This window comes from Pseudomonas sp. TWR2-1-1 (assembly GCF_049897045.1).
Lineage (GTDB): Bacteria > Pseudomonadota > Gammaproteobacteria > Pseudomonadales > Pseudomonadaceae > Aquipseudomonas > Aquipseudomonas versuta.
Genome location: NZ_JAFCVM010000003.1, coordinates 506,201 through 526,772 on the forward strand (window position 1 = coordinate 506,201; position 20,572 = coordinate 526,772).

At 56.3% G+C, this 20,572-nt stretch carries 21 protein-coding genes; 18 read left to right on the plus strand and 3 right to left on the minus strand.

What is annotated here, in order from left to right:
* The first annotated feature begins 31 nt into the window (after positions 1-31).
* The 17 genes from arnC (at position 32) to ACP7BO_RS10540 (ending at position 16,765) form a co-directional block, all read left to right on the plus strand.
* Positions 32-1,045 (plus strand): undecaprenyl-phosphate 4-deoxy-4-formamido-L-arabinose transferase, encoded by a 1,014-nt coding sequence (arnC, locus tag ACP7BO_RS10460; RefSeq protein ID WP_060692423.1) that lies wholly within the window; start codon positions 32-34, stop codon positions 1,043-1,045.
* Positions 1,042-3,033, plus strand: a complete 1,992-nt coding sequence (arnA, locus tag ACP7BO_RS10465) for a bifunctional UDP-4-amino-4-deoxy-L-arabinose formyltransferase/UDP-glucuronic acid oxidase ArnA (RefSeq protein WP_426210121.1) — start codon at positions 1,042-1,044, stop codon at positions 3,031-3,033. Before arnC ends, arnA begins: the two co-directional genes overlap by 4 nt.
* On the plus strand, positions 3,033-3,917 hold the full coding sequence (gene arnD / locus ACP7BO_RS10470) for a 4-deoxy-4-formamido-L-arabinose-phosphoundecaprenol deformylase (protein WP_426210123.1): 885 nt from the start codon (positions 3,033-3,035) through the stop codon (positions 3,915-3,917). Before arnA ends, arnD begins: the two co-directional genes overlap by 1 nt.
* Positions 3,914-5,563 (plus strand): lipid IV(A) 4-amino-4-deoxy-L-arabinosyltransferase, encoded by a 1,650-nt coding sequence (gene arnT / locus ACP7BO_RS10475; RefSeq protein ID WP_426210125.1) that lies wholly within the window; start codon positions 3,914-3,916, stop codon positions 5,561-5,563. Before arnD ends, arnT begins: the two co-directional genes overlap by 4 nt.
* Entirely contained in the window at positions 5,560-5,904 is a 345-nt protein-coding gene (gene arnE, locus ACP7BO_RS10480) for a 4-amino-4-deoxy-L-arabinose-phosphoundecaprenol flippase subunit ArnE (RefSeq protein WP_397456748.1), read from the plus strand. The genes arnT and arnE overlap by 4 nt, the downstream gene beginning before the upstream one ends.
* A complete protein-coding gene (gene arnF / locus ACP7BO_RS10485; RefSeq protein ID WP_397456747.1) occupies positions 5,901-6,308 on the plus strand; it encodes a 4-amino-4-deoxy-L-arabinose-phosphoundecaprenol flippase subunit ArnF in 408 nt (135 codons plus the stop codon). Before arnE ends, arnF begins: the two co-directional genes overlap by 4 nt.
* Positions 6,305-7,669, plus strand: coding sequence for a UDP-glucose dehydrogenase family protein (locus ACP7BO_RS10490; protein WP_397456746.1), 1,365 nt, complete (start codon positions 6,305-6,307; stop codon positions 7,667-7,669). Before arnF ends, ACP7BO_RS10490 begins: the two co-directional genes overlap by 4 nt.
* A 73-nt stretch (positions 7,670-7,742) precedes the next feature.
* Positions 7,743-9,350 carry an ArnT family glycosyltransferase gene (locus tag ACP7BO_RS10495; RefSeq protein WP_426210128.1) on the plus strand — a complete coding sequence of 536 codons (1,608 nt, stop codon included), beginning with the start codon at positions 7,743-7,745 and terminating at the stop codon, positions 9,348-9,350.
* 177 nt (positions 9,351-9,527) lie between these two features.
* Complete coding sequence (gene pnuC, locus ACP7BO_RS10500) at positions 9,528-10,091, plus strand: nicotinamide riboside transporter PnuC (protein WP_426210130.1); 564 nt, start codon at positions 9,528-9,530, stop codon at positions 10,089-10,091.
* Complete coding sequence (locus ACP7BO_RS10505) at positions 10,088-10,609, plus strand: AAA family ATPase (protein ID WP_426210132.1); 522 nt, start codon at positions 10,088-10,090, stop codon at positions 10,607-10,609. The genes pnuC and ACP7BO_RS10505 overlap by 4 nt, the downstream gene beginning before the upstream one ends.
* 125 nt (positions 10,610-10,734) lie before the next feature.
* Entirely contained in the window at positions 10,735-11,193 is a 459-nt protein-coding gene (locus ACP7BO_RS10510; RefSeq protein ID WP_426210134.1) for a tail fiber domain-containing protein, read from the plus strand.
* A 596-nt stretch (positions 11,194-11,789) separates the two neighbouring features.
* Positions 11,790-12,230, plus strand: a complete 441-nt coding sequence (locus ACP7BO_RS10515) for a hypothetical protein (protein ID WP_426210136.1) — start codon at positions 11,790-11,792, stop codon at positions 12,228-12,230.
* Positions 12,231-12,234: 4 nt separating this feature from the next.
* A complete protein-coding gene (locus tag ACP7BO_RS10520) occupies positions 12,235-12,807 on the plus strand; it encodes a hypothetical protein (RefSeq protein ID WP_060692399.1) in 573 nt (190 codons plus the stop codon).
* A gap of 69 nt (positions 12,808-12,876) precedes the next feature.
* A complete protein-coding gene (locus ACP7BO_RS10525) occupies positions 12,877-13,896 on the plus strand; it encodes a heme utilization protein (protein WP_426210138.1) in 1,020 nt (339 codons plus the stop codon).
* 61 nt (positions 13,897-13,957) lie between these two features.
* A complete protein-coding gene (locus ACP7BO_RS10530; protein ID WP_060692394.1) occupies positions 13,958-14,638 on the plus strand; it encodes a C39 family peptidase in 681 nt (226 codons plus the stop codon).
* Between the two features lie 45 nt (positions 14,639-14,683).
* Positions 14,684-15,427: a hypothetical protein gene (locus ACP7BO_RS10535; protein WP_426210140.1), complete on the plus strand. Its 744-nt coding sequence runs from the start codon at positions 14,684-14,686 to the stop codon at positions 15,425-15,427.
* 48 nt (positions 15,428-15,475) lie between these two features.
* The gene (locus tag ACP7BO_RS10540) at positions 15,476-16,765 is read left to right on the plus strand and encodes a hypothetical protein (protein ID WP_426210142.1); all 1,290 of its coding nucleotides are present in this window, start codon (positions 15,476-15,478) and stop codon (positions 16,763-16,765) included.
* Positions 16,766-16,840: 75 nt separating this feature from the next.
* Here ACP7BO_RS10540 and ACP7BO_RS10545 read toward each other — a convergent pair whose 3' ends face one another.
* On the minus strand, positions 16,841-18,166 hold the full coding sequence (locus ACP7BO_RS10545) for a sigma 54-interacting transcriptional regulator (protein ID WP_426210144.1): 1,326 nt from the start codon (positions 18,164-18,166) through the stop codon (positions 16,841-16,843).
* A 350-nt stretch (positions 18,167-18,516) separates the two neighbouring features.
* On the opposite strand from ACP7BO_RS10545, the gene ACP7BO_RS10550 reads away from it, so the two are divergent.
* Positions 18,517-18,783: a hypothetical protein gene (locus tag ACP7BO_RS10550; protein ID WP_003445381.1), complete on the plus strand. Its 267-nt coding sequence runs from the start codon at positions 18,517-18,519 to the stop codon at positions 18,781-18,783.
* 43 nt (positions 18,784-18,826) lie between these two features.
* On the opposite strand, the gene ACP7BO_RS10555 is transcribed toward ACP7BO_RS10550, so the two are convergent.
* Together ACP7BO_RS10555 and ACP7BO_RS10560 are read right to left on the minus strand one after the other, a co-directional pair.
* Entirely contained in the window at positions 18,827-19,381 is a 555-nt protein-coding gene (locus ACP7BO_RS10555) for a vWA domain-containing protein (protein WP_426210147.1), read from the minus strand.
* Positions 19,382-19,491: 110 nt separating this feature from the next.
* Entirely contained in the window at positions 19,492-20,499 is a 1,008-nt protein-coding gene (locus tag ACP7BO_RS10560) for an ATP-binding protein (RefSeq protein ID WP_397456733.1), read from the minus strand.
* Between the last annotated feature and the right edge of the window lie 73 nt (positions 20,500-20,572).

The following is a 20,572-nucleotide window of genomic DNA, read 5'->3' on the forward strand; positions in this document are numbered from 1 at the left end:
TGTGCCATTGAAACTGACTGGAACGAATAATTTGAAACCCTACCCTATCCAGTGTGTGTCGATCGTCATTCCGGTCTACAACGAAGAACAGAGTCTGCCCGAGCTATTGCGCCGCACTGAAGCCGCTTGCGCGCAGCTGACACAAGCTTATGAGATCGTTCTGGTCGATGACGGCAGCCGGGATCAATCGGCGCAAATCCTGCAAGATGCCGCCGAGCGCGAAGGCAGCCCGGTAGTTGCGGTGATCCTCAATCGTAACTATGGCCAACATGCTGCGATCATGGCCGGCTTCGAGCATTCCAAAGGCGATGTAGTCATTACGCTGGACGCCGACCTGCAAAACCCTCCTGAAGAAATTCCGCGCCTGGTCGCCCAGGCTGCACTGGGTTACGACGTGGTCGGCACAGTGCGTAACAATCGCCAGGACTCTGCTTGGCGCCGCTGGCCGTCACGGCTGATCAACATGGCAGTACAACGCTCCACCGGCGTTGCCATGAGCGATTACGGCTGCATGCTGCGCGCCTATCGCCGTTCCATCGTCGACGCCATGCTCGCCTGCCGCGAACGCAGCACGTTCATCCCGATTCTCGCCAACAGCTTTGCCCGCCACACCACTGAAGTGCTGGTCGAGCACGCAGAGCGCGAACACGGTGACTCCAAATACAGCCCCATGCGCCTGATCAACCTGATGTTCGACCTGATCACCTGCATGACCACTACCCCATTGCGCCTGTTAAGCATCATCGGTTTCAGCATGGCGGTCTTGGGCGTGCTCTTCGCCGTTGCGTTGATCATGCTGCGCCTGATCTTCGGCGCATCCTGGGCCGGACACGGCACTTTTGTGCTGTTTGCAGTTTTGTTCGTGTTTACCGGCGGCCAATTTATCGGCATGGGGCTTCTGGGTGAATACCTGGGCCGCATGTACAGCGATGTACGGGCCAGGCCGCGATTTTTCATTGAAAAAATTGTTCGTGCCGAACCTGTAACTTCCACCGTTTCAACTAGTACCCCGACTTCTTCTACTTCGACACAGGTTCAATCATGAGTTTGAAAGCCGTTGTTTTCGCCTATCACGATATTGGCTGCACAGGCATCGAAGCCTTGCTCAATGCAGGCTACGAAATTGCTGCTGTATTCACCCATGCCGATGACCCGAAAGAAAATAATTTCTATGGCTCGGTTGCCCAGCTGTGTGCCCGTAAAGGCATCCCTGTGCACGCACCGGAAGACGCCAACCATCCGCTGTGGATCGAGCGCATCCGCAAGCTGAATGCCGATTACATCTTCTCGTTCTACTACCGCAACCTGCTGGGCGAAGAATTGCTGGCCAGTGTCAGTAAAGGCGGGTTCAACCTGCACGGCTCATTGCTGCCACGCTACCGTGGTCGCGCTCCCGCGAACTGGGTACTGGTCAATGGCGAAACCGAGACAGGCGTAACCCTGCACCGCATGGTCAAACGTGCTGACGCGGGCAACATTCTGGCGCAACAGCGCATCAGCATCGAGCGCACTGATACCGCTCTGACCCTGCACGGCAAGTTGCGCGAAACTGCTGCCCAGCTACTGGCTGAAGCCCTGCCGCTGCTGCCGCAAGGCAAACTCCAGGAAACTGCACAAGACGAATCTAAAGCCACCTACTTCGGCCGTCGCACACCGGCTGATGGCTTGCTGCAGTGGACGCGTCCGGCAGAAGAACTGTTCAATCTGGTGCGCGCTGTTACTCAACCTTACCCGGGCGCCTTCTGCGCTGTGGGCGAGCACAAACTGATTGTCTGGGGCGCTGAAGTGGTTGCTGGCAACCAGGGCCACGCACCGGGCCAAGTGATCAGCTGCGATCCGCTGCGTATCGCCTGCGGTCAGGACTCGTTGGTAGTGACTGCCGGTCAGCGCAACGAAAATGGCCTCTACCTGAGCGGCCCGCAACTGGCCCGCGAACTGGGTCTGGTTGAAGGCTCGCGTCTGCGTGGTAGCGAATCCGGTCGCAAGGCCCGTCGCACCCGCGTCCTGATCCTGGGCGTTAACGGCTTTATCGGTAACCACTTGTCCGAGCGTCTGCTGCAGGACGATCAGTATGAAGTGTATGGCCTGGACATCGGCTCCGACGCTATTGAGCGTCTTCGCAGCCATCCGAACTTCCACTTTGTTGAAGGTGATATCAGCATCCACACCGAGTGGATCGAGTACCACATCAAGAAGTGCGACGTGGTCCTGCCGCTGGTGGCCATTGCCACCCCTATCGAATACACCCGTAATCCGTTGCGCGTGTTCGAACTGGACTTCGAGGAAAACCTCAAGCTGGTGCGCTACTGCGTCAAATACAACAAGCGTGTGATCTTCCCGTCCACGTCCGAAGTGTATGGCATGTGCCAGGACAAGAACTTCGACGAAGACACTTCCAACCTGGTTGTTGGCCCGATCAACAAACAGCGCTGGATCTACTCGGTTTCCAAGCAATTGCTGGACCGCGTGATTTGGGCCTATGGCCAGAAAGGCCTGAAATTCACCCTGTTCCGTCCATTCAACTGGATGGGGCCACGTCTCGATCGTCTGGACTCGGCACGTGTTGGCAGCTCGCGCGCCATCACTCAGCTGATCCTGCACCTGGTGGAAGGTACTCCGATTCGTCTGGTAGACGGCGGCGAACAAAAACGCTGCTTCACTGATGTTGCCGATGGTATCGAAGCTCTGGCCCGCATCATTGATAACAAAGGTGGCAAGTGCGACGGCCAGATCATCAACATTGGCAATCCGGAAAACGAAGCCAGTATTCGTGAGCTAGGCGAAGAATTGCTGCGTCAGTTCGAAGCGCACCCCCTGCGTGACAACTTCCCGCCGTTTGCCGGTTTCCGCGATGTTGAAAGCCAGTCGTTCTACGGCACCGGCTATCAGGACGTGAGCCACCGCAAACCAAGCGTTGAGAACGCCCGTCGCCTGATCGATTGGACCCCGACGACCGAACTGAGCGAAACCATCGGCAAGACCCTGGATTTCTTCCTGCGCGAAGCCATGGTTGAAATCGCGGAAAAACGCTGATGCAAGCTGGACTACGCATAGATGTCGACACCTACCGTGGAACCCGTGAGGGGGTTCCGCGGTTGCTCGAACTGCTCGATGAAGCTCAGATCAAGGCCACGTTTTTCTTCAGCGTGGGGCCTGACAACATGGGCCGCCATTTATGGCGGCTGATCAAGCCCCAGTTTTTCTGGAAGATGATGCGTTCCAAGGCCGCCAGCCTCTATGGCTGGGATATTTTGCTGGCCGGCACTGCCTGGCCAGGCAAACCGATCGGCAAGGATCTGGGGCATTTAATGCGCCAGACCCTTGCTGCGGGCCATGAAGTCGGCTTGCATGCATGGGATCACCATGGCTGGCAAGCCAACACAGGGCGCTGGAGCGATGCGCAACTGATCGAGCAAATCCGGCGTGGCGTCGACACCTTGAGCGACATCACCGGGCAGGCGGTTGAGTGTTCGGCGGCCGCCGGCTGGCGCGCAGATGAACGCGTAGTCCAGGCCAAAGAAACCTTTGGCTTTCGTTACAACAGTGATTGCCGCGGGCACAGTCTATTTCGGCCAAGGTTGGCCGACGGTAGCCTGGGCGCGCCGCAAATCCCTGTGGATCTACCCACTTTCGATGAGGTAGTCGGGCCCGAGCTGAATGCCGCCGACTTCAACTCATACATTCTTGATCGTTTCAGCCCGCAAAAGCTGAATGCGTACACCATCCATGCAGAAGTAGAAGGGATTCTAATGGCTAACGACTTTCGTCAATTGCTGGCGCAGGCCCGTGCTCGCGATATTAACTTCCACCCCTTGCGGGACTTGCTCCCCACTGATCTGAACAGCGTCCCGGCCGGACAATTGAGCCGTGGCCAGCTGGACGGACGTGAAGGCTGGCTGGGAGTGCAGAAGCCATGACTCAACGCTGGACAATACCGCTGCTGGTTCTGGCTTTTATCGCGTTTTATCTGTTGCCGCTGGGCACCCACGGTTTGTGGATTCCGGACGAAACACGCTACGCGCAAATCGGCCAGCAAATACTGGTCGACGGTAACTGGATCACCCCGCACTTCATGGATTTGCGCTACTTCGAGAAGCCGATTGCCGGCTACTGGATGATAGCCATCGGCCAGGCCATTTTTGGCGAAAACTTGTTTGGTGTGCGTATTGCGTCAGCAATCGCCACCGGCCTCAGCGTGTTTCTGGCCTATGCCGTAGCCCGACGCCTGTGGAATGACCCGCGCAAGAGCTTTGCCTGTGCCCTGGTCTACATGACGTTTGGCCTTATCGCTGGTCAGGCGGGCTACTCAAACCTCGATCCCCAGTTCACTCTGTGGGTCAACTTGAGCCTCGCTGCCTTGTGGTTTGCAGTTGACAGCAGCAGCCGGCGCGATCGCCTGATCAGCTGGGCAGTACTGGGTTTTGCCTGCGGCATGGGGTTTATGACCAAAGGCTTTCTGGCCTTGCTGCTGCCGGTGCTGATCGCCCTGCCCTACATGATCTGGCAAAAACGCTTTGTCGAGCTGGTCAAGTATGGACTGGTGGCCATGCTGGTCGCCGCCATCGTATCGCTGCCATGGGTGCTGGCGGTTCACGCCCAGGAGCCTGACTACTGGCGCTTCTTCTTTTGGCACGAACACATCCGCCGTTTTGCCGGCGACGATGCACAGCACGGGCGCCCGTGGTGGTTCTATCTGCCGCTGCTGGTAGTTTCAAGCTTGCCCTGGGCAGCCCTGTTGCCAGCCACCTTCAAGGACGCATGGCAAAACAAGCGCCATGCCAGTGTGGTTTTCGTGTTGCTGTGGATGCTGCTGCCACTGGGCTTGTTCAGTCTGAGCAAAGGTAAATTACCGACCTACATCATGCCGTGTATGTTGCCGCTGGCCCTGTTGCTGGGCCACGCGATGATTCAGCGTGTAGAGCAGGCCAAAACCGGCGCCTTGCGCCTTAACGGTCTGGTCAACTTGCTGGTTGGCGCCGTGGCGTTGGCAGCCCTGATCTATTTTCAGATCAAAAAACCGTTTTATGACAATGAGCCACAACATATGGCGCTGCTGGTTGGCGTGTTGCTGACCTGGATCGTCACCGGCCTGCTGACACTCTCCCGGCCACTGAAGATGTGGGCGGCGCCTGCCGTTGCAATGGGGGTTCTGGTACTTGCGTTGCCAGCCAGCATGCCCAGTAGCGTAGTGCACAACAAAATGCCCGATCAGTTCATTCTTGAGCATATTCAGGAGCTGTCCCAGGCCAAAACCTTGCTCAGCAACGATCTGGGTGCGGCTTCTGCCCTGTCCTGGCGCCTGCGCCGCCCCGATGTGACGCTTTACAACACTCAGGGCGAAGTCAAATACGGCCTGACCTATGACGATGCCAAAGGCAAAAGCATCCCTCTGGCCGACATTGCCCAGTGGATGACTGAAGCGCGCCGCCAAGGCCCGGTAGGTGTGGTGATGCGGGTCAAGAACAGCGATGAAAGCCATGAAATGGACATGCTGCCCAAAGATGGCCAGCGTTATGACGATGGCAACATGGTGATTCTGATCTTCCCGCAGAGTCCCCAATGACATTTGCACTTCTGTTACTGGCCTGCCTGCTGACCTGCGCAGGCCAGATTGCCCAGAAATACGCCGTTGAAAGCTGGCGCGGCCCCGAGTCGGGGTTCGCGCAAAAGCTGCGTTCGCCCTGGCTTTGGCTAGCGTTGTTGTGCCTGGGTTTCGGTTTGCTGGTATGGCTGCTGGTACTGCAACGGCTTGAAGTCGGGGTCGCCTACCCGATGCTCAGTCTCAATTTTGTCCTGATCACACTGGTAGCCCGATATTTGTTTAAAGAACACATCGATCGACGTCACTGGTTGGGTGTGGGGCTGGTGATTGCCGGCGTAGTCCTGTTGGGGCAGCACACATGAGCCTGCGCCGTGGATTTGCCTTTGCTAGTGCCAGCGTGTTGCTGGTCAGTACGGCCCAGCTGGGCATGCGCTGGAGCATGACCCGCCTGCCGGAACCGGCTCAATGGCTGAGCGCAATCAACCAGGGCGAGGTGTCATTGCCAGCGTTGGGCGTAGTGTCTGCTGCAATCATGGCCTACGCCCTGTCCATGCTGTGCTGGCTGCTGGCTCTGCGGGACTTGCCGCTGGGCCGCGCCTATTCGCTGTTAAGCATCAGTTACGCATTGGTGTACCTGCTGGCTGCCAGCCTGCCGGTATTCCATGAAAGCTTCACTCTTTCGAAAACCCTTGGTGTGACCTTGGTCATCCTGGGGGTGCTAACGATCAACTCTCGACGTACCCCAAGTTCCAGGAACTGCGCATGAAAATCAGTGTATTTGGTAGTGGTTATGTAGGCCTGGTGCAGGCGACGGTATTGGCGGAAGTCGGCCACGATGTGATCTGCATGGATATCGACCAGAATAAGGTCCAATTGCTGCAACAAGGTCATGTCAGCATTTTTGAACCGGGACTCTCCAGCCTGGTGCGAGAGAACCTCGAAAGTAAGCGCCTGCGCTTTACCAGCGATGAAAAGCTTGCTGTTGAACACGGTCAGGTCCTGTTTATCGCCGTTGGCACTCCGCCCAGCGAAGACGGTTCTGCAGACCTGAGCGCGGTGTTCTCCGTCGGTGACGCGGTCGCCCGCCATCGCACCGAGCCATTGATTCTGGTCGAAAAATCTACCGTTCCAGTAGGCACCGGGGATGCACTGACCGCGCACATCAATAAAGCCCTGGGCCAAACCGGCCGTTCGTTGACGTTCGATGTCGTGTCCAACCCTGAATTCCTCAAGGAAGGTTCGGCGGTAACCGACTGCCGCCGTCCGGATCGCATCATTATTGGCTGCGCCCGTGAAGAAGTGCGCGAAGTGATGCGCGATCTGTACGCCCCGTTCAACCGCAACCATGACCGAATTATTTTCATGGACCTGCGCAGCGCTGAGCTGACCAAGTACGCCGCCAACTGCATGCTTGCAACCAAGATCAGCTTTATCAACCAGATTGCCGAGCTGGCAGAACACCTGGGAGCCGACATCGAAGCGGTACGCCTTGGTATCGGTGCCGATACCCGTATTGGCTACCACTTTATTTACCCGGGCTGCGGCTATGGCGGTTCGTGCTTCCCCAAAGACATGCGAGCGTTGATCCACAGCGCCCAGCAAGTCAATTGCTCCAGCGACCTGTTGCAGGCGGTTGAAGCCATCAATGAACGCCAGAAGCACAAGCTGTTCGATCGCATCAATGCGTTCTTCAAAGGTGATCTGAAAGGTAAAACCTTTGCACTGTGGGGCCTGGCGTTTAAACCCAATACCGACGACATGCGCGACGCACCGAGCCGTGTACTGATGCAGGCACTGTGGGATGCAGGCGCTGACGTTCGCGCATTCGACCCTGAAGCCATGCAGGAAACCCAGCGCTTGTACGGTGACGAACCGCGCCTGAGCCTGATGGGGACTCCGGAATCGACGCTCAATGGGGCCGACGCGTTGATCGTGTGCACCGAGTGGCAGCAATTCAAGGCGCCGGACTTTGACCTGATCAAGGCACGCCTCAAAACCCCGGTGATCTTCGACGGACGCAACCTGTATGACGGCGAGCGTCTGGCCCGAACAGGTCTGCAGTACTACCCGATGGGCCGTGGCGAGTCCTGCAACTTGCCAGTATCCCAAGGTTCAACGGCCGTTTGATGGAATGACAGCGCCGCCATTGGCAACAATGGCGGCGCTTTTTTTTGTACTGTTTGAGGCAAGGAAACTCGAGATGCAGGCCAATTATTCTTCCAGCAGTGTACGCGTACTGCACAGGCAGTCCCTGATCCTGGGCGCACTGGCACTGATTTTGTTCATCGTGGGTGAACCTCAACTGGCTGCGATCGGTTTTGACTCGCGCTTTGTAATGTTTGCCAAGGAAATGCTGCGCCATGGCCCGGGCTTTTTCCCGACCACCTATGGCGAACCCTATGCTGATTACAGCGCAACCTCGACCCTGTTTACCTGGTTGCTGTCCTTGCCGTTTGGTGAGGTCACCAGTTTCACGGCGTGGCTGCCCACGGCCTTTGCCGGGGCGGTAATTGTCAGCCTGATGTATCGCCTGGTCGCGCCACAGTCCAGGACCTGGGCGCTGGTCAGCGTGGCGCTGTTGCTCCTGAGCATGACCTTTGTCACCGAAACCCGTGCCGTATCCCTGGATCAAATGCTTGCAGCCGTCAGCCTGGCAGCGTTTTACCTGGCCTATGCACACGATCATTTTTGCGCACCGCGCCGGCATTACTGGCTACTGCTTCTGCTGGTACTGGGGTTTGCCATACGCGGCCCGATTGGCCTGGTTATCCCCACCGGCATGCTCTGCAGTTACTACCTGCTCAGCGGTCAATGGCGCCGGCTGATCAGCGTTGGCCTGCAAGCGCTGGTACTGCTGGTTCTGTGCATAGGTACCCTGCTGTTGCTGGCCTGGATCAGCGGCGGCGAAGCTTTCGTCCACGAAGTGATCCGCATGCAAGTCACCGGCCGCATGGACGGGACAGAAGGTGCCAGCAGCACGCTGTATTACTTCACCAGTTCCATGGGCAACTACGCACTGGCATACCCGCTGGCAGTACTTGTGCTGGCAGCGACCCTGATTGCCGGGCGCAAGCAATCGGGCCCGGGCCTGCAGTTAGTCAAACATTGCGTGGGGGCGGGTTTGATCGTAATGATCGGCCTGTCGATCCCGCAGGCTAAAAAAGCCCGTTACTTGCTGCCCATGCTGCCAATGGCGGCAATCATTGCCGGCTACCCGTTTCAAGGGATGCGCGGCCGGGTCTATGCCGGTTTGCGTGGCCTTATCCAGGGGGTATTCCTGCTATTGCCCGGCTTGTTGATCGTCGGCCTGATCATTGCGCGCAAACGCTTTGACGAACAACTGCCGTCGCTGACTACGATTTTTATTGTCTTGAGTGTGCTGCAAGCAGCGGCCCTGGGCCTGCTGTTCAAGGCCCGGTGGCGAACCGGCGGGCTGGCTGCATGTGCCGTACTGGCACTGTGGGCGAGCTTCATCATGGTGTTCGAGCCGGTAGAGCGCGACCTCTATGACACCCGCAGCTTTACTGAAAACGCCATGCACATGATCGACCGCGAACCTGCCCCCTTGGTACTTCACGGCATGGGCAAAGATGCCAAGGCAATCAAATTCATGGTCAATCTGAATCGTGACTTGTTGCCACTGTTCACCCAGTCCGCAGTCGAACTGCAGGCGCTTCCCGCTCCGGTATGGATCGTCATGGACCGCAAGGATTATCAGGGGCTGCAAGGCACAGCCTTGGGCAATGTAGTGCCGGCGTTGAGTGGTCGCTTCGACAAGAATGACTACGTGCTGCTGCATATCCCTTGAACCTGTAGTCACTAACGAGGCACTAAGGCTGCGACAGGGTTTCGCTTATTAAAAAGCGCGAACCCTTCGGGTTCGATCGCAGCCTTCGGCCCTCGTCAGCGACTACGTGAATCCTGCTAGAGCTACCACCTGCCTGCAGGTACAATCCCCGCCCTTCTCTCTCCCCCAGGAATGCCAATGTCAGGGCTCGAACTGTTTGCCGCCGCGCTTGGTGTCATCTCCGTATGGTTAACAGTCAAACAAAACCCCTGGTGCTGGCCGATCGGCCTGGTCATGGTGCTGCTGTACAGCTGGATCTTCTTCGGGATGAAGCTGTATTCCGGCATGCTCCTGCAGGTCTTCTTTGCCGTGCTCCAAGTGTATGGCTGGTGGCAGTGGACCCGCGCCGGGACGCAGCACGAGGGCCGTGTCGTGACTCGATTAAGCACCCTGCAAGTACTCGGTGGCCTGGTCGCCGGTGCCGTGGGCAGTCTGGCCCTGGGTGCTGCAATGGCGAACTGGACTGACTCCAGTGTGCCTTGGCAAGACGCAGCGCTGACCGCTTTCAGCCTGGTCGCACAACTCTGGATGGCGCAAAAACGCCTGCAATGCTGGGCCCTGTGGTTTGTGATCGATGTGCTCTACATCGCGTTTTTTGCCTGGCAGGAGCTTTACCTGACAGCGGGCCTGTATGCACTGTTCACGGTCATTGCCATTCAAGGCTGGCGTGACTGGCGCCGCGATCCGGCGCTGCGCACATGAAGGTGGTGGTACTGGCCGGGCCGGAGTCGAGTGGTAAAAGCTGGCTGTCGGCACTCTTGCAACAGCGTTTTGGCGGCGTCCTGGTGGGCGAATACGTACGTTACTTTATCGAGCAAAACCCGCGTGACACCTGCCTGGCAGATATTCCGGTCATTGGCGCAGGTCAACTGCAATGGGAAGATCAAGCCCGTGCTCAACAGCCTGAACTGCTGATTCTGGACACCCATTTGTTGAGCAACATCCTGTGGAGCCAGACCCTGTTTGGCGACTGCCCGGCCTGGCTTGAACCTGAACTCCTGAGCCGGCACTACGACCTGCACTTGCTGCTGTCACCCGATGATGTGGAGTGGATACCCGACGGCCAGCGCTGCCAGCCTTCTCTGGCTGAACGTCAGGCGTTCTTCACAGCAAGCCGCCAGTGGCTGGAACAACACCGGCAACCTCTGCAAATCATTACCGGCGGCTGGCAAGCACGTCAGCAACAGGCTTGTTCCGCAGTTGAGCGATTACTGAAGTAAAAATAATTTAGGAAAAATCCTAGCAAAATCAGAGCTTTCCTAAATCAAACAGCATTTTGAAGCTTTACCTTGAGCCGCTCGTCAAATATTTGGCGAGAAAGGCATTACAACCTCAAGGTAAAACAATGAAATCAACATCCTTTGCCTCTGGCACCCTCAGTGCTATCTCGCTGGTTTTCGCGGCCAGCGCCTTTGCTCAAGCAGACATCCCCACCGCACCGTTGGCGAACAGCAGCAAATGTTCACCAAGCAACCCGACTGGCCCTGGCTGCCCGGGTTTTGGTGATATTGGTGGTGAATGCTGCCCGTTCAGCGATGAAAGCCTGAAAACCAAAGTAGTACCGCTGAAATCGGCGACCGAGCATTTGTTGAAAATCCAGGGCGTCTCGTTCGAGTGGAAAAATGGCGGTCGCAAGGACATCGGTGTTGTCGCCCAGGAAGTTGCCAAGGTTTACCCCGAGCTGACGCGCACCAAGGATGGTCTGATGCAGGTCGACTACGACAAGCTGGTGGCTCCGCTGATCGAATCGATCCGCGAGTTGAACCAGCGTATTCAAACCCTAGAAAAGGCCCAGGCCAAGTAAATACCTGGGTGCATGACCGTTGCCTCCCCCCCTTCTGGTCGGCGGTCTGCACCCTGACATGGCTTCCATGTATACGAAAGTTCATAAAGAGCGGCCTTGCGTCTGAATCAAATTAAAGATGCGCAGCACACGATATCGGCTTGTTCGGGCACCTGTTGATTGCCTGCCTGCTTTTTCCTCGATTAAAAATTCTCTAAGCCAAGGCAACTTACTCAGCAATCTCCAGTCTGTTAATCAGCAGGCATGAAGTTTTCACTGCGCGCTGGCAAAGTTAGCGCATTAAGCAGCCAATATGTCCATTCATGAAACAGTGACCCCGCCTGCAAGCCGCTGATTAACGATACTCTCTGATATTTCTAATAAGTGTAACGTTTTTGAAACAGCCCCCTCTTTTATCAAGTACAACGTCTACCGCCCCGTTATTTTCCGCAATATTCGCCCCGCGCCGTCTCAGGTTTGAAACAGCAACGCTTTGCGCGAATTAATAAAATGCTGTGACCGCTTGTTTTTAAACACTTAATTTAAAGTGGCACAAGTACTGCTCTTTCCTTCATAGCGCTGACTAGGGCCAGCGCCAATAAAGAAGGAACACGGTCATGGGGTATTTATATCGCGGCAAACATCTTCTGATCACAGCCTGCAGCCTGACTGTTCTGTTCGGTATCTGCAGCACTGCTCAAGCGGGTGGTGATGGCGTGATTGTACTGACCCGCGATGTTCAACCTTTTGCAGTCGGCAACCCGCCCATGCATCCGGACCCTAACCCCACAACTGTAAACGCCAATCCCGCAGTGCGTATCACCAGTGCTACGCGTGAGCTCAGTGATGGCGACTTTGCCAGTGTCAGCAGCGGTACTTCGATTGCCCGTTCAATCATTCCTAATGGCAACTCTCTACCAGGCCTGAATACAACCAATGGCCTGCCAGGTATGACCGGCGGTCATGGCGGCGGGAGCGGCGGCACGGTCAGCAACACCATCAGTCGCAGCATTGAACAGGGTATGAGCCCACTCACTGCACTGAGTCAGGGGAAATAACATCATGACTTTCGCCCTGCCCTTATTGGCCGTTGCGCTGCTCGCCAGTACCCAGGTACTTGCAGCATCCGATAACAACGCCGAGATCAACAATTCCGGCGTCAACTACCGCGGCAACATTACGGTCAACCAGGCTGCGGGCGACCAACAGCAGCAGGTCAACAGTCGGGCAATCGCTATTGGTACACAAGGCAGTGCTTCCACCCGGATCAGCCAGAAACTCGACACAGCGGCCGACCCTTCGCTCAATGCCAAGGCAGCGATTCAGGGCAACTCATTCAGCAATGGCAACGGCGTGATAGGTGTCAACCAATCTGCCGGAGCCAACAATCAAATGATCAATGCAGTGCGGATCGGCATTAGTGCCCAGCCACAAGGCATCGATGACAGCGCCTTGTCACAGCAAAACGTGGCGCTGTTACCAGGCTCGGGAACTGTAGCCCCCGTAAGCGGCAGCCGCCAGGTCGTTACCAGCGATCAGGCCTTCACCGGCAGCCGCGGGGTCGTGCAGTTAAACCAGAGTGCAGGGGTGGGGAACCGCATGGCTAACACCCTGAATATCCGGGTTGCTGACTGACCCGACTACCAAGCAGTGCAATTAGAAAGTCCCAACACTTAACTCACTAATAATGCACGGAGAATCACCATGAAACCTGTAATGGCTCTTAAACCGCTGGTCTTCGCTCTTGCCGCACTCATGGCTGTTGCTGCCCAGGCGGGCGGTGGCAATAACGGCGGCGGTGGTGGTGGCGGAAACGGTGGTAACAACGATCAGTTGCTGACCCAACTGCAATTGAGCGCAGGCGCTGCGGCTTCGGTTCAGGATGGCCAGACCAGTGCTCACAACAATGTGCTCAACCAGGGCACACGCAACAGCGCCAAGGTTGACGGTTCGATCAACAACTCCAGCGGCAACATGGGCGCTAACGTAGCCTCCGGTGACGGCAACCAACAAGATAATGCCGCTGCTCTGGCAACTGCCGACCAAAGCTTCATCTTTGGCAGCGCACTCGCCGTAACTTCGGCCGATCAAGGCAATTACGGCAATACGGTCAAGAACCACTCGACAATTAACACCGCGACCCTAAATAACTCCGCCAACAATGGCTCCGGTAATGTGGGGGTCAACGTAACGTCCGGTGATTTCAACCAACAGAAAAACAACCTGGCCATCGCAGTCTCCGGCGGTCGTGTCGCTGTAGCAGCCGCGGCGGCGGATCAAACCTCAACCAGCTTGAACGTCACCAACAAAGCTGACCGCACTTACGACACCAAAGACCTCACAAGCTCTATCAACCTCTATGGCAGCTATCAAGGCAATGGCCAAGGCACAGTGGGTGGCAACAGCGGTGGTGGTGGCGGCGGTGGCAACAACTACTCCAGCAACAATGGCAATGGCAATGGCAATGGCAACGGTAATGGCGGTGGCAACAACGGTACTCAACCGCTCAACTTCCATGAAGAAGGCAGCTTCTCCCTTAGTGGCGTAGCGACTTATCAAGTACTCACACCAAGCGGTTGGAAAAACCCGACTACCAACACTGCAAACATGACCAACTCAATGAACGGCTTCTCGGGTAACGGTGGTGCCAACGTGTCCTCGGGCTCAGGCAACCAACAAAGCAACTCACTGTCGATCGCAGCTGGCTGCCGCGCCTGCCTGTAGTCTGACCGTCACAAGGGCCTCGATTACGGGGCCCTTTTTCTTCATTCAAGGTGTGACCATCATGCGTACGCTTGCGCTCTGCTTGTTGTTCTGTATGGCCGGTGTCACTCAGGCCGCACAGATGCCAGTCGCCGCCATGCCTGGCGGCATTCTGGTTTACAAGCACGTACAAAGTATTCGTGAGCGGCGCTTTGCGAACATTGTGGAACAAAAAACCGATTTCAGTTGTGGTGCGGCGGCTCTGGCTACCGTGCTGCGTCAGGCCTATTGGCTGGACGTCAATGAAGATCAAATCATCAAAGGCATGCTGATCAACGCAGACCAGAACCTGGTTCGTACCCAGGGGTTTTCAATGCTCGACATGAAGCGTTATCTGGAAAGCATCGGCATGCGGGCGCGGGGTTACAGGATCCCGACCGAAAGCCTGGAAAGTGTCAGCATTCCCGTGGTTGTCCTACTGGATATACGGGGTTACAAGCACTTTGTCGTCATGCAGCGTGCACAAAAAGACTGGGTGTATATCGCCGATCCGGTACTTGGGCATAAACGATTCTCCCATGAAGACTTTGCCAAAGGCTGGAATGGCATCGTCTTTGCCATCATCGGCCCCGGTTATGACAAGACCAATACGCTGCTGAACCCCTCTGCTCCGCTGACAGTCAAGAACAAGCTCGACATGTTCAGCCCGGTCAAGGATGCAGAGCTGATGGATTTCGGATTTATCCAGAGCGATTTCTTTTAGGCGTGCCAATGATGACCGCGGAGCCCCTGGCTCCTGGAGCAGCACATGAACATTCCCTATTGGCTGATTGCCGCGTGTATTGCAGTCAGCCTGCCGGCCCAGGCAGCATCAACCTTCAAACCGGTCGAACTCAAAGACAATGAAATGGCTGATTTGCGTGGACGCTTTGTCATGCCGGGTCGAATCATCAGCTTTGGTATTGTAATGAGCAGCTCCTGGACCAGCCGCAATGGCGATTTGGTCGGCGCAAGCACCTCCATGCAAATACAAAGCAACACCGTTAAACCGCAGTTTTATGTATCGACCTACAGTTCGGCCGGCAACGGTGCACCCGTCACCCAAGGTTCAGGCACAGTAACAGGAGGCGCAGGGTTGACTTCTGGGCAAGGCGTGACTCAAAGCGTGCGCGCGGCGGGTGATAACAACAGCGCATATAATAATGTCGATATTAATATGAGTGAGGCGAATCAAGCGCCAGCGGTTAATCAGCAAGGCGTGGTATTAAGCGCCAATAATCCGGTGTCCATTTCCAGCGGCGCAGGTAATTTAACAGTTTCAGCGTCCGGTGGCGGCATTCAATTGGCGGTTCAGGCCAATAATAATCAAGGCAGTTCATTGCAGCAAATAGCTCAGGGCGGAGTGTTACAAAACACCACCTTATTGGGCGCAGGTAACATGGTTAACAATATGACCCAATTAAATGTGGTCTTACGCAACAACCTGCCAACTACGGGTGCATTGGACTGCAATCTTACTCAATTAAAAGGTCTACGCAACCTGGGTTATTGAACTAGTATCCAGCGCTTCATATAGATATAAAACTGGACGGTTTATTTCATGCACCGATTGATTACCATTCGCGCCGTTATCTGTATGAGCACTCTTTTTCCATCAGCCCTGCTTTATGCAGCCCCTGAGGATATAGAGCAATTAAAACAAGAACTGTTGGAATTGCGTCAGCGTTATGACCAACAGCAAAAAGCACTGGCAGTACTGGAACAGCGTGTACACCAAGTAGAAGAGCAACCGGCAACTCCTGTCCCCAGGCGTCTGGCGAAATCACCGGCCGACATGGTTACCAACAAGAATGTCGCCACAGCCAGTGGCGGCGCTGCAGGAGGTACAGGCAGCAGTTCTTACGGGGAGTCACTCAAAGATGACTCCGCCCCGGCCAAAAGTGTGGTCAACCTGTACGACGAGGCCAGTGGTTTTTTCGGCGGTGGCAAGTTCAGTTTCGAATCCGGACTCACCTACTCCCATTACGACACGCGCCAGTTGATTCTTAACGGCTTTCTGGCTCTTGACTCTATCTTTCTCGGCAACCTCAACCTGGATCGCATCAAGGCTGATACATGGACAATGGACCTGACCGGCCGCTACAACCTGGATAACCGCTGGCAGTTCGACGTAAACGTTCCTGTGATTTATCGCGAGTCGGCTTACCAGTCCGGAGGTGCCAATGGTGGCGATGCACAAGCCGCCTCGGAGCAAACTGTGACCCGCGACCCGACGATTGGGGACGTCAACTTTGGTGTGGCTTACAAGTTCCTCGACGAGTCGGAAAACACCCCGGATGCGGTCTTTACCATGCGTGTCAAAGCGCCTACAGGCAAAGATCCATTCGGCATCAAACTGATTCAGTCCGGGTCCAACACCAATATTTTCACCCCCGAAGACTTGCCCACCGGCAATGGTGTGTGGTCGATCAGCCCCGGCATCTCCCTGGTTAAAACCTTCGACCCTGCCGTGCTGTTCGGAACGCTGTCGTACACCCACAACTTGGAAGGCTCGTTTGATGACATCAGCTCAACAGTAGGTCTGACTCAGCCAGGCAAGGTCAAACTGGGCGACAGCTTCCAGCTGGGTGCCGGTGTGGCATTTGCCTTGAACGAGAAAATGAGTATGTCGTTCTCCGTCTCTGACCTGATCCAGAAAAAGAGCAAACTCAAACAGGATGGCGGCGACTGGCAAACCGTTACCACCAGCGATGCCAACGCAGGCTACTTCAACGTCGGTATGACCATTGCAGCAACCGACAAGCTGACGATAGTGCCCAATCTGTCCATAGGTCTGACAGAGGATGCACCTGACTTCACCTTCAGCCTGAAATTCCCGTACTACTTCTAGGCGCCCTGCGGGCCAGCCCGCAAAAAAAAGGCCCGCAGCGGATAAATGCTGCGGGCCTTTTCTTTTTAAACTGCCTTAACGGATTTGATGCTTGTGCAGTAACCGGTAGAACGTGGGACGCGAAACGCCCAGCACCTTGGCTGCAATGCTCAAGTTGTCACTGTGCCGGTGCAAGACGTCGCGCAATGCCTGACGTTCGGCACGGCTTATGTAGTCCTCCAGCGTGCCTGATACCTCTATGACCGGCAAACACGACTCCAGCCCTAGATCAGGCGCCCCGATCTGACGCCCTTCAGCCAATACCAGGCCACGTCGCACACGGTTGGCCAGCTCGCGAATATTGCCAGGCCAGGAATGAATGCTCATGGCAAACAATGCATCCTCACTGAAGGTTCGCGGGCGACGCCCGGTCTCCAGGCTATAAAGATGGGAAAAGTGATTGGCCAGCAATGCCAGATCACCCGGGCGATCCCGTAAAGGGGCGGTGACGACCTGTAATACGTTAAGCCTGTAGTACAGATCTTCACGAAACCTGCCGTCGACAATGGCTGCTTCCAGATCGACGTGGGTTGCTGCAAGTACCCGAACATCAACGGGGATCGGCTGGCTTCCCCCTACCCGTTCGATGTGTTTTTCCTGCAAAAAACGTAACAGGTTGGCTTGCAACTCCAATGGCAGGTCACCGATTTCATCCAGAAACAGGGTGCCTCCATTGGCCGTTTCGATACGCCCGATCTTGCGCTGATGCGCACCGGTAAAAGCGCCCTTCTCGTGGCCAAAGAGTTCTGACTGAATCAAGTGTTCAGGGATCGCGCCGCAATTGATTGCCACAAAGGGTTTACCGTTGCGCTGGGATTCACGATGCAAGGTACGGGCTACCAGTTCCTTTCCCGTGCCGCTCTCGCCACGGATCAATATGGGCGATTCGGTAGGCGCCAACTTTCCCAGCAATTTACGCAAGTCATGAATGACCCGGCTTTGGCCCAGCAATTCATGCCCGGTATTTTTAGCCGTGGTGGTGGCATGACCACGTAAACGGGCCATGCCGAATGCACGGCCAAGCGTGACCTGGACCCGGGAAACATCAAAGGGAAGTGTATGAAAGTCAAAAAACCACTCGCAAACAAAATCGCCCACGTTTCTGAGCTTCAAAACGTCTGCATTGAGTACGGCAATCCATTCGGTGCCGCTGCGACTGATCATGTCTTTGACGGCTTCAGGGTGCTCAAGATGAAAAGGCTGGAGCCTGAACAACCCGACATCACATGTGTGGTTGCTGACGGACTCCAGGCTGCAGCTATCGACCGCCCAACCAATGGTGCGCAAGCCCGGAAGTATCCTGTGACAATCATCACAGGGATCAACCACTAGAAGACGTCGCGGGGTGGACATCACAAGCATGACTGTTCCTTGGCGCCAAAAACAAAAATGGGGATTAGAACAGGCCGTAATTAAAGCTACGTGTAACGTAGGACAAAACCGAGACGGCTACTTGGATCAATTCTCTATAAGCCACATAGCCAAATACTCACATCAAGTCACGGATGCGCTCGTAGAGATAAAATCTCTGCAGGGGGGGGAAGTGAGGCGGTTAAAAATTGATGTGGATCAGGTTTGAAAAAAATACTTTAAAAAATCAAAAAAACGATGTGACCTGAGTCGGGGCTGAGGTCATCAGTACATGTAACCAACCGAACGGTACGCCCAGCCGACGGTTAATCACTTGATGGGCACACTAGAGAGACAACCCTATGAACGCCCCGCTCCGTTTCAACGAAGCCCTTTTGATTGCCGGCCACGCCTTTGAACCTTTTCAATGCGTTGCCTGGGCTGCACAAGACGGTCACGGCGAATTGAGCCTGACAGTCATTGACCGCACCAACACCCGCATCGGTCGCAAACAAATCCCGCGCAGCGCTTGCGCTGACGCCGCCCAACTCGCAAGCCTGCTGGCACAAGCCCGTGCCGAACTGAGCAGCGAAGGCTACACCTTGCAACCCTGGGTAATGCCGGCCTGATCCAAAACCTGTAGGAGCGAGCTTGCTCGCGAGCAACTCGCTCCTACAGTTGCTTCAAATCATCGATATGTGTGTATTCAAGCGCCAGATCAGCCGCCATCCGGCGTGACTTTCCAAGTCGAATCGGGCCGCGCTCAACATCAATCAACAGACCCGGACATTCAATGGCGGGTAGAGCCGGACCGTCTTTGAGACGACCGTCAGTGAGCAATAAAAAACGCTGCTGTTCTTCAGGAAACTGCTTGCGACGGGTTTTCAGCCACTTCGCGACTTGCGCCAAGGCCTCGAGCAAGGGCGTCCCCCCTCCCGCCCCCAGCGTGACCAACCACTGATTCAAGGCCGCAGATGCCTTGGAACCGCAAACTTGCCACTGCGCTGCGTTGCCACTGGCTGTCATCACTGCCACCCGCACCCGTTGCCGATACGCATCCTCAAACACCTGGGCCAATAAACCCTTGGCATCACCCAGCGCCTGGTGTCGACGTGTCGAAGCCGAGGCATCCACCACCACCAGCCACAGCTCTTGCACTGCACTGTATCGGCTCTTGTAGACCAGATCTTCAGGCTGCCGGGGCCGCCCGCCCAGCAAGGTCTGCACCCAGTCGACCTTACCGCTGACGGCACTGCGACTGGCGCCCTGGCTGCCCTGACTGAGTTGCCCTGCCCCCGGTTTGGCATCCGCCCCCGCACTGGATCGAGGGCGAATGCCTAAGGCTTTTTTGGCCAGCTCGGCACTTCGCGCCGCACACCCATGGCCTGAGGTTGCGCGGGCAGTTCACCCCATTGCCCCTGGCCCGAACTGGTCGGGGTACTGGCGGATTGAGGTTGTGCTTGCGACGGGTCCGGCGTCGGTGCCTTGCCGGCTTGCTCACGACGTCGATGACGCAAGGCAAACTCGGCCACCGCATCAATATCCTGCGCACTGATTGCTTCTGCCCCGCGCCAGGCGGCATGGGCCCGTGCTGCGCGCAGCCATACAAGATCAGCGCGCATGCCGTCGACGGCGGCCGCAAAGCAACGCTCGGTGATCACGGCCAGTGACTGATCGTCCAGCTCAATGCCGTGCAGTCGTTCGCGAGCCTGCTGGCAACGCTCACGCAACGCATCCTGTTCAGCGGCCCACTGCTCACAAAACCCTTGGGGATCGAGGTCGAACCTTAAGCGCCGCCGAATGATTTCGCCGCGCTCGGCAGGCTGCGGCTGACTGTTCATGGCGACATTAAGGCCAAAGCGGTCAAGCAATTGCGGGCGCAGCTCACCCTCTTCCGGATTCATGGTGCCGATCAGGACAAAACGCGCGGCGTGCCGATGGGAAATGCCGTCGCGCTCGACCACATTGGTGCCACTGGCAGCCACATCCAGCAGCACATCCACCAGATGATCGGCCAGCAGGTTCACCTCATCGACATACAGCACGCCACCATCGGCCCGGGCCAGGACGCCTGGCGAGAATTGCGCCTTGCCCTGCCCCAGCGCAGCGTCCAGGTCGAGAGTGCCCACCAGCCGCTCTTCGGTCGCGCCCAATGGCAAGGTGACGAACTGGCCGCTTGCCAGCAAATCGGCAAGGCCCCGGGCCAGGGTGGATTTGGCCATGCCTCGCGGGCCTTCGATCAGCACCCCGCCAATTTTCGGGTCGATAGCCGTCAAACACAGCGCAAGCTTCAATGAGTCCGCGCCGACCACCGCCGATAACGGGAAATGCGGGGTGTCAGTCATGTATCCAAATCCTTGCGTAAAGTCTGTAGGAGCGAGCTTGCTCGCGATGCAGGCGACAGGGTCGTGCCTGGAG

Bases quoted from the DNA above. Each gene is read 5' to 3' on its own strand.
- arnA (WP_426210121.1), top strand. From the start codon at position 1,042: ATGAGTTTGAAAGCCGTTGTTTTCGCCTATCACGATATTGGCTGCACA.
- arnD (WP_426210123.1), top strand. From the start codon at position 3,033: ATGCAAGCTGGACTACGCATAGATGTCGACACCTACCGTGGAACCCGT.
- arnT (WP_426210125.1), top strand. From the start codon at position 3,914: ATGACTCAACGCTGGACAATACCGCTGCTGGTTCTGGCTTTTATCGCG.
- arnE (WP_397456748.1), top strand. From the start codon at position 5,560: ATGACATTTGCACTTCTGTTACTGGCCTGCCTGCTGACCTGCGCAGGC.
- arnF (WP_397456747.1), top strand. From the start codon at position 5,901: ATGAGCCTGCGCCGTGGATTTGCCTTTGCTAGTGCCAGCGTGTTGCTG.
- ACP7BO_RS10490 (WP_397456746.1), top strand. From the start codon at position 6,305: ATGAAAATCAGTGTATTTGGTAGTGGTTATGTAGGCCTGGTGCAGGCG.
- ACP7BO_RS10495 (WP_426210128.1), top strand. From the start codon at position 7,743: ATGCAGGCCAATTATTCTTCCAGCAGTGTACGCGTACTGCACAGGCAG.
- pnuC (WP_426210130.1), top strand. From the start codon at position 9,528: ATGTCAGGGCTCGAACTGTTTGCCGCCGCGCTTGGTGTCATCTCCGTA.
- ACP7BO_RS10505 (WP_426210132.1), top strand. From the start codon at position 10,088: ATGAAGGTGGTGGTACTGGCCGGGCCGGAGTCGAGTGGTAAAAGCTGG.
- ACP7BO_RS10510 (WP_426210134.1), top strand. From the start codon at position 10,735: ATGAAATCAACATCCTTTGCCTCTGGCACCCTCAGTGCTATCTCGCTG.
- ACP7BO_RS10515 (WP_426210136.1), top strand. From the start codon at position 11,790: ATGGGGTATTTATATCGCGGCAAACATCTTCTGATCACAGCCTGCAGC.
- ACP7BO_RS10520 (WP_060692399.1), top strand. From the start codon at position 12,235: ATGACTTTCGCCCTGCCCTTATTGGCCGTTGCGCTGCTCGCCAGTACC.
- ACP7BO_RS10525 (WP_426210138.1), top strand. From the start codon at position 12,877: ATGAAACCTGTAATGGCTCTTAAACCGCTGGTCTTCGCTCTTGCCGCA.
- ACP7BO_RS10530 (WP_060692394.1), top strand. From the start codon at position 13,958: ATGCGTACGCTTGCGCTCTGCTTGTTGTTCTGTATGGCCGGTGTCACT.
- ACP7BO_RS10535 (WP_426210140.1), top strand. From the start codon at position 14,684: ATGAACATTCCCTATTGGCTGATTGCCGCGTGTATTGCAGTCAGCCTG.
- ACP7BO_RS10540 (WP_426210142.1), top strand. From the start codon at position 15,476: ATGCACCGATTGATTACCATTCGCGCCGTTATCTGTATGAGCACTCTT.
- ACP7BO_RS10545 (WP_426210144.1), bottom strand. From the start codon at position 18,166: ATGCTTGTGATGTCCACCCCGCGACGTCTTCTAGTGGTTGATCCCTGT.
- ACP7BO_RS10550 (WP_003445381.1), top strand. From the start codon at position 18,517: ATGAACGCCCCGCTCCGTTTCAACGAAGCCCTTTTGATTGCCGGCCAC.
- ACP7BO_RS10560 (WP_397456733.1), bottom strand. From the start codon at position 20,499: ATGACTGACACCCCGCATTTCCCGTTATCGGCGGTGGTCGGCGCGGAC.